Source organism: Streptomyces sp. HUAS MS02 (genome assembly GCF_055702265.1).
This window is the reverse complement of sequence record NZ_CM146747.1, coordinates 928207-941559: the sequence shown is the minus strand read 5'-3', so window position 1 is coordinate 941559 and position 13353 is coordinate 928207. Positions and strand designations below refer to the sequence as shown.

Below are 13353 nucleotides of genomic sequence, written 5' to 3'. Positions count from 1 at the left end.
CAACCAACCCCGAGCACACCGCACGCACTGTCTCGTATTGAGACACCCACGCTCCCGCGCCACCGTCCATGATCTTGAACGGTCGGTGCCTGTCCTCATTCCCTGGAGCGTCTCCCGTGCACACCGTCGAGCCGGTCGCAGAGCCGGATGTCGTGACCGACGTCCTGATCGTGGGCAGTGGCCCGGCGGGCGCCTCGGCCGCGCTCGCCCTGAGCACGTACGGCGTCCCGAACATCGTGGTCACCCGCTACGCGAGTCTCGCCGACACCCCCCGGGCCCACATCACCAATCAGCGCACCATGGAGGTGCTGCGGGACCTCGGCGTCGAGGACGAGGTCGTCGCGAAGGCCACCCCGCAGCGGCTGATGGGCGACACGACCTTCTGCACCAGCCTCGCGGGGGAGGAGCTGGGCCGGATCCGCTCCTGGGGCAACGACCCGCTCGTCCAGGCCGCGCACGAGCTGGCGAGCCCCACCCGGATGTGCGACATGCCGCAGCACCTCATGGAGCCCGTCCTCGTCGACGCGGCCGTCGCGCGCGGCACGAACCTGCGCTTCAGCACGGTCTACAAGTCCTTCGTCCAGGACGACGACGGTGTCACGGTCACCGTCGAGGACCGGCTGCGCGGCGACGAGTACACCATCCGAGCCAAGTACCTCATCGGCGCCGACGGCGGCCGCTCCCAGGTCGCCGAGGACGCCGGGCTGCCGATGGGCGGTCAGATGGGTGTGGCCGGCAGCATCAACATCGTCTTCGACATGGACCTGTCGAAGTACACCGCGCACCGCCCGTCCACCCTCTACTGGGTACTGGCCCCCGGCGCCACCGTCGGCGGCATCGGCGCGGGCCTGGTGCGGTGCGTGCGCCCCTGGAACGAGTGGCTGATCGTCTGGGGCTACGACGTCACCGCGGGCGCCCCCGACCTGACCACCGAGTACGCCGAGTCGATCGTCCGCAGACTGGTCGGCGACGACGAGATCCCGGTGACCGTCAAGTCGTCGTCCGCCTGGACCGTCAACGAGATGTACGCCGAGACCTACTCCCATGGAAGGGTCTTCTGCGCCGGCGACGCCACCCACCGCCACCCGCCGTCCAACGGCCTCGGCTCCAACACCTCCATCCAGGACTCCTACAACCTGGCCTGGAAGCTCAAGCTCGTCCTCGACGGCACCGCGTCCCCCACGCTGCTCGACACCTACACCGCCGAACGCGCCCCGATCGGCCGTCAGATCGTCACCCGCGCCAACAAGTCCATCGGCGAGACCGCCCCCGTCTTCGAGGCGCTCGACGGGCTCTCCCCGCAGACCCCCGACCAGCTGTGGGCCAACATCGCCGCCCGCAAGGACGACACCGAGGCGGCCGAGAAGCAGCGGGCGCGGCTCCGGGAGGCGATCGCGTTCAAGGTGTACGAGTTCAACGCGCACGGCGTCGACCTCAACCAGCGCTACTCCGCCGAGAGTTCCACGGCGGTCGTCCCCGACGGCACGCCGGACCCCGGCTTCGCCCGCGACCCCGAGCTGTACCACCAGCCGACCTCCCGCCCCGGAGCCAAGCTCCCGCACGCCTGGATCACCTCCGGCACCCGCACCCTCTCCACCCTCGACACCGTCGGCCGCGGCCGCTTCACCCTGCTCACCGGCATCGGCGGCACCCACTGGCTCCGGGCCGCAAAGGCCCAGGACCTGGAGATCGCCACCGTCGTCATCGGCCCCGGCCAGGAGTACGAGGACCCGTACGGTGACTGGGCACGGCTCAGGGAGGTCGCCGACGGGGGAGCGCTCCTCGTACGGCCGGACGGTTACGTCGCCTTCCGTCACGCGACGCCGGCCGCGACCCCGGAGGACGCCGAACGGCTGTTGACCGGGGCGGTGCGGCGCATTCTCGGGCACGGCTGACCGGGGGATCCTTCAGACATGACCACCGAATTCACCACCCGCGTCACGGAGGCCGTCGTCGCCAGCCTCGACGGCACGGCCGATCCGCGCCTGCGCGAGCTGCTGACCGCCCTGACCCGGCACCTCCACGCCTTCGTCCGCGAGACCGAGCCCACGACGGCGGAGTGGGAGCGGGCGATCGCCTTCCTCACGGCGACCGGGCAGGCCTGCACGGACACCCGGCAGGAGTTCGTCCTCCTGTCGGACGTCCTCGGCGTCTCGATGCTCGTCGAGACGATCAACAGCGACGAGCGCGGCGGCGCGACGGAGTCCACGGTCCTCGGCCCCTTCCACATGACCGAGTCCCCGGTCCGGGAACTCGGCGCCGACATCGACCTGGTCGGCGGCGGCGAACCATGCGTGATCAGCGGCCGCGTGCTGTCCGCGGACGGCACCCCGCTGCCCGGCGCGACCCTCGACGTCTGGCAGGCGAACGCCGAGGGCTACTACGACGTCCAGCAGCCCGACGTCCAGCCGGCGGGCAACGGCCGCGGACTGTTCACGTCGGACGGCGAGGGCCGCTTCTGGTTCCGCACCTGTGTGCCGAGCCCGTATCCCATCCCCACGGACGGCCCGGTCGGCGACCTCCTCCGGGCGACGGCCCGTCCCTCCTATCGCCCGGCGCACATCCACTTCATCGTCTCGGCCGAGGGACACACCCCGGTCACCACGCACATCTTCGTGGCCGGCAGCGACCACCTCGACTCCGACGCGGTCTTCGCGGTCAAGGAGAGCCTCGTCCAGGACTTCGCGGAGACCGACGACCCGTCGCTGGCACGGCGGTTCGACATCCCGAACCCGTTCCGCCACGCTCGCTTCGACCTCGTGCTCAACACGTCGGACGCACCGGCCGAACGCCACCCGGAGCGGTCGTGACGGCGATGGAATTCGTGTACGAGGCCCAGCCGGTCCGGGTCGTGATGCGCCCCGGCGCGTCGGTGACGGTGGTGCCGGGGGAGGCCGAACGGCTCGGTCTGCGCGCCCTGTTGGTGGTCTGCGGACCGAGGGGCGCCGAGACTGCGGGGGCGGTCGCGCGGGCGCTCGGCGACGCGTGCGCCGGAGTGTTCCCGCGGGCTCGCCAGCACGTACCAGTGGAGGTGGCAGACGAGGCGGTCCGCGCGGCGCGGGCCGCGGGCGCGGACGGCTGTGTGGCGGTCGGCGGCGGCTCGGCGATCGGACTGGGCAAGGCGATCGCGCTGCGCACCGAACTCCCGCTGATCGCCGTCCCGTCGACCTACTCCGGCTCGGAGATGACCCCCGTCTGGGGCCTGACCGAGCACGGCGCCAAACGCACCGGCCGCTCCCCGTCGGTCCTGCCGCGCAGTGTCGTCTACGACCCCGAACTCACCCTCACCCTCCCGGTGCCCCTCTCCGTAACGAGCGGCATCAACGCCCTCGCCCACGCCGCCGAAGCCCTGTACGCGCCGGACGCCTCGCCGCTGGTGTCGCTGACGGCGGAGGAGGGAGCCCGGGCCATGGCGGGCGCGCTGCCCGGTGTGGCGGCCGACCCCGGGGACCTGGAGGCGCGCGGCCGCGCCCTGTACGGCGCCTGGCTCTGCGGCACCGCGCTCGGCGCGACCACGATGGGCCTGCACCACAAGCTCTGCCACGTCCTGGGCGGTACCTTCGGCCTCCCGCACGCCGAGACCCACACAGTCGTCCTCCCGTACGTCCTCGCCCACAACGCCCCGGCAGCCCCCGAAGCCATGACGGCCCTCGCCCGGGCGCTGTCCACCGACAACGCCGCCGAAGCCCTCCGGGACCTCGCCGGCAGCCTCGGAGCCCCCCGGTCGCTCGCCGAACTCGGCCTCAAGGAGGCCGACTTGGCGACGGCCGCGGCCCAGGTGACGGGCCAGGCGTACCCCAACCCACGCCGGACCTCCACGGCGGAAGCCCTGCAGATCCTGAGAGCGGCGTACGCCGGCGACCGCCCTCAGACGTCGTCCTGACCACGCCCCGCCCAACGCACGAACAACCGACGCCCGACGCGCGAACAACCGACGCCCGACGCACGAACGACTGACGGCCGACGAAGAGACTCGAAAGGTGAACACCATGCCCCTCGGACTGCTCCGGCGGCGACGCGGAAATGCCTCCGGAGGCGCTGCGGGCGCCCTGTTCCCGGTGCCGGACGGCGCGGGTGTCGTCCTCCGTGAGGTGCTGGATCCCGTGAACCAGCCCATGGCGGCGGCGGACGTGACGGTGACGGAACTGGGCAGCCACCGCGTGGCGGCACGCGGCGCGACCGACCCGTACGGCTTCTTCACGGCCGTTCTGCCGCCGGGCACCTACAGCGTGCTGATCATGGCCGAGGGGCTGGAACCGCACCGGGAGACGGTCGATGTCACCGCGGACACCGGTGTCTCCCGGGAACGGGTGTGGCTCCAGTCGGCCCGCGCGCTCGAACTCCCGCCGCCCGGAACCTGGCTCTTCGACCCGCCGCACACCGCGATCCGCTTCATCGCCAAACACGTCGGCATGGCCCATGTGCACGGCCGCTTCGAACGCTTCGAGGGCGGTCTCGCGGTCGACCAGGACATGACGCGCTCGCGCGTCCACGTCCGCATCGACGCGTCCAGCATCAACACCGGCAACAACACCCGTGACACGCACCTGCGTTCAGCGGACTTCCTCGACGTCGAACGCTTCCCGTACATCGACTTCGCCAGCACGCGCTTCGCCTACCGCGGCGGCAGCAAGTGGACCCTCCAGGGCAGCCTCACCATGCACGGCGTCAGCCGCTCCGTCGCCCTCGACACCACCTACCTCGGCACCGTCAACGGCGGCTACGGCGAGGAACTCCGCTGCGCCGCCCTCGCCAAGTCCGAACTCCACCGCGAGGACTACACCCTGAACTGGCGCTCCATGCTCGCCCGAGGCATAGCCGTCGTGGGTCCCACCATCCAACTCGAACTGGACGTCCAGGCGATGTACCGCACCCACGACACACCTACGCCGCCGGAGTAGGGCCAGAGGTCGACGCGCTGACACTCCCCCCCGCACGAAACCGGCCGACCGTTCAATGCCGTTCCCAGCCGATGTATGCATGCTGAACCATGCGACGGACCCGTCCGAGAGCGGGGACCACGCGGGGCCCTGGCGGTGGGCCGCGCAGCGCACGAAGGACTGACCGAGGTGCTCGGCCCCGACCACTACCTCGCCGTCGCCGGAGCGTCGAACCTCGCTGTCGAACTCCGCCGGGACGACGCGGGGCCTGCCCCGAACTCGGCGTCAGGGGTCCGTAGGGTAGGGTTTACCTGCGCGTTCACACGGAACACCGTGCCGAGCGCGACGGGACGTGGCGCAGCTTGGTAGCGCACTTGACTGGGGGTCAAGGGGTCGCAGGTTCAAATCCTGTCGTCCCGACTTGTGAAGCAGCAGGTCAGAGGTCATTTCCGAGGGATCGGAGGTGGCCTCTTCGCCGTTTCCGGGGGCCAAAGCTGATGGACCAAAGCTGTGGACCGGAGTTGATGGATCCAAGCTGATTACTCGCGGACATATGTGCTTGATCTTCCCTTATGTGCTCTTTAGTGTTCGCCCGGGAGAGAGACGCTGCGAGGTCCCAGTCCCGTCCACCGTCCGGAAGCGAGGTGTGGAGCGCGTGCACGCGAGGTACGGCTGTCGGCCCGTTTCGGGGCGCAAGGGGCGCAAGGGTCGCAAGGGATGCCGCGGACGGACGCGATGGCTGCGGGCGTTCGCCGTACTGCCGTTGCTGGCGTCGGCGCTCGCCGCTTGTGGCGGTGACGAGGGCTCCGGCAGGCCCACCCTCGACTGGTACAACTTCCCGGACGACTCCGGTGCGCTCCAGAAGGCGGCCGACCAGTGCAGTCAGGCATCGGGTGGCCGATACAGGATCAATTACCACAAGCTTCCACGTGCCGCGGACGGTCAGCGCCAGCAGCTCGTCCGCAGACTCGCCGCCGAGGACGACTCGCTCGACATCCTGGGCCTGGACGTCACCTGGGCGGCGGAGTTCGCCGAGGCACGCTGGATCCGGGAGTGGACGGGGGCGGCGAAGCGGCAGGCCGAGGAGGGCACCCTGCGCGTACCGCTGCAGACCTCGACGTGGAAGGGCAAGCTGTACGCCGTCCCGTACAACACCAACACCCAACTCCTGTGGTACCGCAAGGATCTGGTGCCCACCCCACCCGGGACCTGGGCCGAGATGCTGGACATGGCCGAGGCCCTCGCCAGGCAGGGCAAACCGCACTTCGTGGAGATCCAGGGCGCCCAGTACGAGGGGCTGACCGTCTGGTTCAACACACTGATCAACAGTGCGGGCGGCTCCATCCTCAACGCGAGCGCGACCGAGCCCTCGCTCGGTCCTCCCGCGGTGCGCGCCGCCGAAATCATGCGCGATCTGGCGAAGTCCCCGGCCGCGGACCCGTCCCTGCCCAACCAGATGGAGGACCAGAACCGCCTCGCCATGGAGTCGGGGACGGCCGCGTTCGAGCTCAACTACCCGTTCGTCTATCCGTCGATGAAGGCGAACAACCCCGAGCTGTTCAAGAACTTCCGCTGGGCGCCGTACCCCCGGGTCGACGCCGGCCGGCCGGCACGGCCCACCATCGGCGGCATCGACCTGGCCGTGAGCGCCTACTCGCGCCACCCCGACCTGGCCTTCGAGGCGGCGCTGTGCCTGCGCAACCGGGAGAACCAGCTCGCCGCCGCGCTCGAGGGCGGTCTGCCGCCCACCTTGCGAGGCCTGTACGACGAGCCCGCGTTCATGAAGGAGTACCCCTTCTCCAAGGACGTGCTGGCCGCCCTGGAGTCGGCGAGCGTGCGCCCGATCACTCCCGTCTACCAGAACGTGTCGATCGCGGTCTCCCACACCCTGTCGCCGCCGTCCGGGATCGAACCGGAGAGCTCCGTCGACACCATCGGGGAGCAGATCGACGATGCCCTGCGATCCGAGGGTGTGATCCCGTGAACCACTGCCCACCGCACCACTCCGCCGGCCCGCGCCGCACCGCGCGGGCGTCGTCCTCGGGCGGCCGGACATGAGCACGCGGGCGCGACCCGCCGGAGCACCGACGCCCCCCGCGTCGGAGAAGGGGCGGGTGAAGGCGGACCGGGCGGCGCTCTCGGCGGGTGCCAGACAGGAGCGGCGGCTCGGCTGGCTGCTCTGCGCGCCCGCGGTCGTCGTCATGACGGCGGTGACCGCCTACCCCATCGGGTACGCCGTCTATCTCTCCCTCCAGCGGTACGACCTGCGCTTTCCCGGACGGGCGGAGTTCGTGGGCCTGGACAACTACGGGGCGGTGCTCTCCTCGCCGTTCTGGTGGGACGCCTTCTGGGTCACGCTTTTCATCACCGCCGTGTCGGTGACGATCGAACTCGTCCTCGGAATGGGACTCGCCCTGGTGATGCACCGCACGATCTTCTGGCGCGGCGCCGTCCGCACGGCGGTCCTCGTCCCGTACGGGATCGTCACCGTGGTCGCCGCCTTTTCCTGGCAGTACGCCTGGACCCCGGAACTCGGGTATCTCGCCGAGCTGTTGCCCAGCGGAGAGGCTCCGCTGACCGAACAGTGGCCCGCCCTCTGGCTGATCATCCTCGCCGAGGTGTGGAAGACGACGCCGTTCATGGCCCTGCTGCTGCTCGCGGGCCTCGCCCTGGTCCCCGAGGAGACCTTGAAGGCGGCCATGGTGGACGGTGCCACCGCCTGGCAGCGGTTCACCAAGGTCATGCTGCCGCTGATGAAACCGGCGATCCTGGTGGCGCTGCTCTTCCGCACACTGGACGCGTTCCGGATCTTCGACAACATCTACATCCTGACCGCGGGCGCCCAGGGGACCGGGTCCCTGTCGATCCTCGGGTACGACAACCTGTTCACCGCGCTGAACCTGGGCATCGGGTCGGCGATCTCGGTTCTGATCTTCATCTGCGTCGGGATCATCGCCTTCGCCTTCGTCAAGATGTTCGGCACGGCGGCGCCGGGCTCGGAGGTGCGGAACTGATGGCCGAGGCGGGAAAGACGCATGCCGCCCGATGGGGTGTCATCAACCTGGTGGTGGTCCTGTACGCCCTGTTCCCGGTGTGGTGGATCGCCGCGCTGTCGTTCAAGGACCCCGCCACCCTCACGGACGGCGACTACATCCCCAGGGACTGGACCCTGGAGAACTACCGGGGCATCTTCGAGACCTCCGAGTTCACCCGTGCGCTGATCAACTCGATCGGAATCGCCCTGATCGCCACGGTGATCGCGGTGGCGCTCGGCACCATGGCGGCCTACGCGGTGGCCCGGCTGCGCTTCCCCGGCAAGCGGGTACTCATCGGTATGTCCCTGCTGATCGCCATGTTCCCGCCGATCTCCCTGGTGTCACCGCTGTTCAACATCGAGCGGATCATCGGGATCTTCGACACCTGGATCGGGCTGATCATCCCGTACATGACCTTCTCCCTGCCGCTGGCGATCTACACCCTGTCGGCGTTCTTCCGGGAGATCCCCTGGGATCTGGAGAAGGCCGCCAAGGTCGACGGGGCGACGCCCGCGCAGGCGTTCCGGATGGTCATCGTGCCGCTGGCCGCGCCGGGCGTGTTCACCACGGCCATTCTCGTGTTCATCTTCTGCTGGAACGACTTCCTGTTCGCGATCTCCCTGACGTCCACCGAGTCCGCGCGCACCGTACCGGCCGCGATCGCGTTCTTCACCGGAAGCTCCCAGTTCCAGCAGCCCACAGGCTCGATCGCCGCCGCCGCTGTGGTCATCACCATTCCGATCATCGTTTTCGTCCTGTTCTTCCAGCGGCGGATCGTCGCCGGACTGACCTCCGGGGCAGTCAAGGGGTGAACGGGCAGACCGCGGCGGACGGGCCCCCGGTCCGGGACACGGACAGCGGTACTCGGACCCGGAAGGCATGAAGGCAAGGAGGCACCATCCATGGCCGAGATCATCCTCGAGGGAGTCACCAAACGTTTTCCCGACGGGGCCGTCGCCGTGCGGGACGTGGACATCGAGATCGCCGACGGCGAGTTCGTGATCCTGGTCGGTCCGTCGGGATGCGGCAAGTCCACCACCCTGAACATGATCGCCGGACTCGAGGACATCACCGAGGGCACCCTGCGCATCGGCGACCGAGTCGTCAACGACCTGGCCCCCAAGGAACGCGACGTCGCCATGGTGTTCCAGAGCTATGCCCTCTACCCGCACATGAACGTCCGGGAGAACATGGGCTTCCCGCTGCGTCTGGCCAAGGTGGACAAGGACACCATCGACGCCAAGGTGACGGAGGCCGCCCGCATCCTCGACCTCACCGATCACCTGGAACGCAAACCCGCCAACCTCTCGGGCGGACAGCGCCAGCGGGTGGCCATGGGGCGGGCCATCGTCCGTGATCCCAAGGCATTCCTGATGGACGAGCCACTGTCCAACCTGGACGCCAAACTCCGGGTACAGATGCGCACTCAGATCTCCCGGCTGCAGCGACGCCTCGGCACGACCACCGTGTACGTCACCCACGACCAGACCGAGGCGATGACGCTCGGCGACCGCGTCGTGGTCATGCGACAGGGACTGGTCCAGCAGATCGGCACGCCCGCCGACCTGTACGACCTGCCGCGCAACATCTTCGTCGCGGGCTTCATCGGCTCCCCGGCGATGAACTTCCTCAACGCCACCCTGGAGGGCGGTGCCCTGCGCTCGCCCCTGGGCGACCTGCCCCTCGACGACCGTACGAGGCAGTCGCTGGAACGTCAGGACGCGCCCCGGGAGGTCATCGTCGGGCTGCGGCCGGAGGCATTCGAGGACGTGGCCCTGTCGCACGACCAGGACCGGACGGGCCCGGTCTTCACCGCCACCGTGGAGGTGTTGGAGTCACTGGGCTCCGACGCGTACGTCTACTTCACGGCGGAGGGCGGGCCCGCGACGACCACCGAACTCGAGGAACTCGCCAAGGACTCGGGGCTGCGCGACACCGGCGCCGACACCCACAACATCGTGGCCCGACTGGACGCCGCCACGCGTGCCCGCGAGGGCGAACCGGTAGAGCTGCGGGTCGACATGGCCAAGGCTCATGTGTTCGACCCGGTGACCGGAGCGAACCTCACGCATCCGACGAGGGAGAGAGCGGACTGACGACGCGGCAGGCGGAAGGCGGCGCGCGACGGCAGGCCGAAGCCGTACCGGTGCGACCGGTACGGCTTTCTCCGTTCAGGAGGAGGACTCCGAGGCGGAGGGCTCCGAGGAGGGCTTTGCGGAGGAGGACTCGGTGTACGCGCGCTCGCAGTAGGGCCAGTCACCGAAGTCGCCCGCGCGTTTCCAGAGGCGGTGGGCCGCCTGGATGTTCCACTCCGGTTCCAGGGCCTTGCGCGGGGTGCCGCCGAGTTCACGCAGCCGGGTGTCGGAGATCTGGAACACGCCCCAGTTCCGGGTGCCGTTGGTGTTCGGCAGGATGTGGAGAGGGTCGAGGAAGGACTGGCAGTCGGCGATGGCGACCGCGTGGTCGGGGTCCTCCGCGAAGACCTGCCGGACGCGTTGGCGTACTTTCTTCGGCGACCAGCTCCGTATGCGTACCGTCGGGTCGTAGAGCGCCCGCTTCGTCTCGGTGCCGACCACGCCGTCCGGGTCGAGGCCGTGCAGCACCTGGAACGCGGTGACGCGGCGCAGGGTCTGCGGCCCGAAGGAACTGTCCACGGAGATGTCCGCGCCGGCCGCGGCGAGCAGTCGTTGCACCTCCTTGACGCAGGCGTCGTGCTGCCCCATGCCGACCGGTTCCGCGCACGCGGCGGAGAACAGCAGCCGTCCGTCGTCCGAGTCCTCGGCGGCGGCCTTCTGACGGGTGGCCAGCGTGATCCAGGTCCCGCCGGCCACCAGCAGGAGAAAGCACAGACCGAGGATCGGCAGCGCACGTCGGCGCCACGGGCTGACCGCCGCCGCCTCGGCCCGCGCCCCCGCGCTCCCGGCCGAGGCCGGCACCGTCCCGGCCACGGTCGCCGCGCTCCCGGCCGCCGGAGGAACGGTCTCGGCCGCGGTCTCCGCGGTCCCGGCCGTCGACAGTACGGTCTCGGCCGCCGCAGGCTCGGCATCGGCCGCCGCCTTCGACTCGGGATCCGCCGTCGTCGATCCGGGTTCCGCGACGGCCGTCGGAGCCGGTTCCGTCCTGTCAGGTCCCGCGGCGGGCCGGCCCGCTTCCGGAGCCTTCTCCTCCCCTTCCGCTTTCCCTTCCCCCTCGGTGTCCCTCTCGCCTTCGTCCTCGGCGCGCATCCGGCTCATGTCGGCCACTGCCCAGAGCCGGTGGAGTTCTCGTAATTCGGTCGGGGAGGCTCCGCAGATCAACGCGAAGCGGTGCACAGGGCCGTAGTCCGGCGGCACGTACGAACCCGAGCAGTAGCGGTGGAGGGAGGATCTGCTGCTGCCGGTGCGTTGGGCGAGCGCCTCGTAACTCAGGCCCGACCGCTCCTTCAACGACCGCAGGAACGCCGCGAATCGTTCCGGATCGACGGTGGCTGTCACAAGTTACCCCTGTAGTCGGTCAGTTGGAGATCGGACCCTAGAGCATTTTCACCTCGTGCGCATCTTGTGTTCGTCGTGTGTGTGTTCGGTGCGTGGCTCACCGATGTCCCACCGGCGTCCCAGAGCCACGGAAAACGCCCAGGCGGCGCGGGCGGCGGCATCCCACTCTCCCGTGACCTGTGGTTTTCCTTGCCGCGCCGGCTCCCTCGTCGCCAGAGTCTGCGGTGCTCGCCGGGCACCGGTCCGGTGGCTCGTAGAGAGGACTCCCATGAGCTTGCGCACGCGATTCAAGCTGGCCGCCTGCACCGTCGGCGTCGTGGCCACCGCCGCCCTCGCGCTCGGGACCACGCCGGCCGCCGCGAGCGGGACGTACAGCGGGCTCGCCTACGTCTACGGTGCCGACAGCTACACCGACGACTGGGGCAACGAGGGCATCCTGTCGACCAACACCCACACCAACTCCAACGCCACCTGCCTGTGGCAGAAGATCCTCTGGGCGGACGGCTTCCTCGACTCCGCCGCGGACGTCGACGGCAAGTTCGGCTCGAAGACCAAGGCCGCGACCGAGGACCTCCAGCGGTACTTCGCCCTCGGCGTCGACGGATCGGTCGGCCAGGAGACCTTCGGACACATGGACAAGTGGCTCTACTTCGTGTCCGGCAGCACCGCCGACGGCTACACCGCGAACCTGCGCTACGACGGGATCGTGCGCGACTTCAACCTCAGCCGCAACGCGGACGGCAACTACAGCTTCCCCGACGGCGACGGCAACACGCGGCTCGCCGGCTACAACTACCTGTCCTGCACCTGACCGACCCGAGCCGACCCGCGCCGGGTGGGCCCCGAACGGTGACGACGCGCCGCGCATGCCCCTCTCGGGGGAGGGCATGCGCGGCGGTCGCGCGTCCCGGGTCAGCCGCCGCCGTCGAGATCGGCACGCCTGCGCAGCACCCGCAACTCGCTGCCGACGAACGCCATTTCGTAGAGCTTGCCCCGGGCGTTCTCGAAGGGGCGGTGGACGATCAGCATCAACTGCCCGTCGAACGTGCGGAACAGCATGCCGTGGCCGCTGTCCTCCCGTACCAGCGGCCGCTGTTGGTCCCACGGCCCGGTGAGGTCGCCCGACCGGGAGACGGCGTAGGTCTGTACGTAGCCGCCGCTGATGGTGCCGTCGGCACCGGCGATGTTCTTCTCGTACGTCGACCACAGCATCAGCAGGGAGCCGTCGGGCGTCCGGTACAGCTGGGGGCCGTCGGTGATGTACGGCGCGAGCTGGTGCGGCACTCCGCCGGGGATCTGCTCGGTGAGCCAGGACGCGTCGGAGGCCTTGAAGAGGAAGACCGGGTCCCCGATGGTCCGGGTCAGGTCGGGCGCCAGCCGGATCGCCTCCATGGTGCCGTCGACGGTCTGCAGCCACTCGTGCGCGTACACCATCCAGGGCTGCCCGGACGGGTCGACGTAGAGCGTGCCGTCGAGGGTCATGAGGTTCTCGGGCGGGGTGGGGCGCGTGGGGTCCACGACGGTGAAGGGGCCCGACAGGGAGTCGGATACGGCCGTGATCGTGCCGCGCATGTGGTTCGGCAGCCGGAACGGCGTGCCCCACCGGTTGGGCGGCGGCACCTCCAGTGGCCTGTTCTCGTCGTGCAGCGTGGTGAACAGGTAGTACCGGTCGTCCCACGCGTGCACCTCGGGTGCCCAGGCGCCGTCGCTCGCCCAGATACCCGGCTGGTCGGCCGTCCGGAAGACCACGACGGGGCGGGTCCAGTGCCGCAGGTCGGTGCTGCGGTAGACCATCGTGCCGGTCCCGTCGACACCCGAGACGGCCGGGTCGTTGGACGTGTAGAGGTGGTACGTGCGGGTCGTGTCGTCGGCGACCACGAACGGATCGTGCAGGGGCATGTCGGGAAGCCGCAGCTCGGGCCGGTGCGTCGATTCGATCACGGTCGAACAGTATGCGCCGGGGGC

The 13353-nt window shown here is 69.7% G+C and carries 11 protein-coding genes and 1 tRNA gene; 10 read left to right on the top strand and 2 right to left on the bottom strand.

Translation table 11 applies throughout. The features are described from left to right. The first annotated feature begins 116 nt into the window (after nt 1–116). The 9 genes from ACZ9QC_RS04195 (at nt 117) to ACZ9QC_RS04155 (ending at nt 10011) form a co-directional block, all read left to right on the top strand. Nucleotides 117–1895: an FAD-dependent oxidoreductase gene (locus ACZ9QC_RS04195; RefSeq protein WP_472918876.1), complete on the top strand. Its 1779-nt coding sequence runs from the start codon at nt 117–119 to the stop codon at nt 1893–1895. Nucleotides 1896–1913: 18 nt separating this feature from the next. Further along, entirely contained in the window at nt 1914–2810 is an 897-nt protein-coding gene (locus ACZ9QC_RS04190; RefSeq protein ID WP_472918875.1) for an intradiol ring-cleavage dioxygenase, read from the top strand. Between the two features lie 5 nt (nt 2811–2815). Next, entirely contained in the window at nt 2816–3883 is a 1068-nt protein-coding gene (locus ACZ9QC_RS04185) for a maleylacetate reductase (protein WP_472921597.1), read from the top strand. Between the two features lie 106 nt (nt 3884–3989). Then, nucleotides 3990–4901: a YceI family protein gene (locus tag ACZ9QC_RS04180; RefSeq protein WP_472921596.1), complete on the top strand. Its 912-nt coding sequence runs from the start codon at nt 3990–3992 to the stop codon at nt 4899–4901. A 325-nt stretch (nt 4902–5226) separates the two neighbouring features. After that, nucleotides 5227–5300: transfer RNA gene (locus tag ACZ9QC_RS04175), tRNA-Pro, on the top strand. Between the two features lie 235 nt (nt 5301–5535). Continuing rightward, nucleotides 5536–6864, top strand: coding sequence for an ABC transporter substrate-binding protein (locus ACZ9QC_RS04170; RefSeq protein ID WP_472918874.1), 1329 nt, complete (start codon nt 5536–5538; stop codon nt 6862–6864). Between the two features lie 70 nt (nt 6865–6934). Then, nucleotides 6935–7894, top strand: a complete 960-nt coding sequence (locus tag ACZ9QC_RS04165; RefSeq protein ID WP_472918873.1) for a carbohydrate ABC transporter permease — start codon at nt 6935–6937, stop codon at nt 7892–7894. Continuing rightward, nucleotides 7894–8727 (top strand): carbohydrate ABC transporter permease, encoded by an 834-nt coding sequence (locus tag ACZ9QC_RS04160; RefSeq protein ID WP_184902218.1) that lies wholly within the window; start codon nt 7894–7896, stop codon nt 8725–8727. The genes ACZ9QC_RS04165 and ACZ9QC_RS04160 overlap by 1 nt, the downstream gene beginning before the upstream one ends. A gap of 90 nt (nt 8728–8817) precedes the next feature. Next, the gene (locus tag ACZ9QC_RS04155) at nt 8818–10011 is read left to right on the top strand and encodes an ABC transporter ATP-binding protein (RefSeq protein ID WP_472918872.1); all 1194 of its coding nucleotides are present in this window, start codon (nt 8818–8820) and stop codon (nt 10009–10011) included. Nucleotides 10012–10086: 75 nt separating this feature from the next. Here the strand turns inward: ACZ9QC_RS04155 and ACZ9QC_RS04150 are convergent, their stop codons facing one another. Next, entirely contained in the window at nt 10087–11388 is a 1302-nt protein-coding gene (locus ACZ9QC_RS04150) for a helix-turn-helix domain-containing protein (protein ID WP_472918871.1), read from the bottom strand. Between the two features lie 268 nt (nt 11389–11656). Between ACZ9QC_RS04150 and ACZ9QC_RS04145 the strand changes: the two genes are divergently transcribed. Beyond that, nucleotides 11657–12199, top strand: a complete 543-nt coding sequence (locus ACZ9QC_RS04145; protein ID WP_472918870.1) for a peptidoglycan-binding domain-containing protein — start codon at nt 11657–11659, stop codon at nt 12197–12199. 101 nt (nt 12200–12300) lie between these two features. On the opposite strand, the gene ACZ9QC_RS04140 is transcribed toward ACZ9QC_RS04145, so the two are convergent. After that, nucleotides 12301–13287: a glycoside hydrolase family 43 protein gene (locus ACZ9QC_RS04140; RefSeq protein ID WP_472921595.1), complete on the bottom strand. Its 987-nt coding sequence runs from the start codon at nt 13285–13287 to the stop codon at nt 12301–12303. Between the last annotated feature and the right edge of the window lie 66 nt (nt 13288–13353).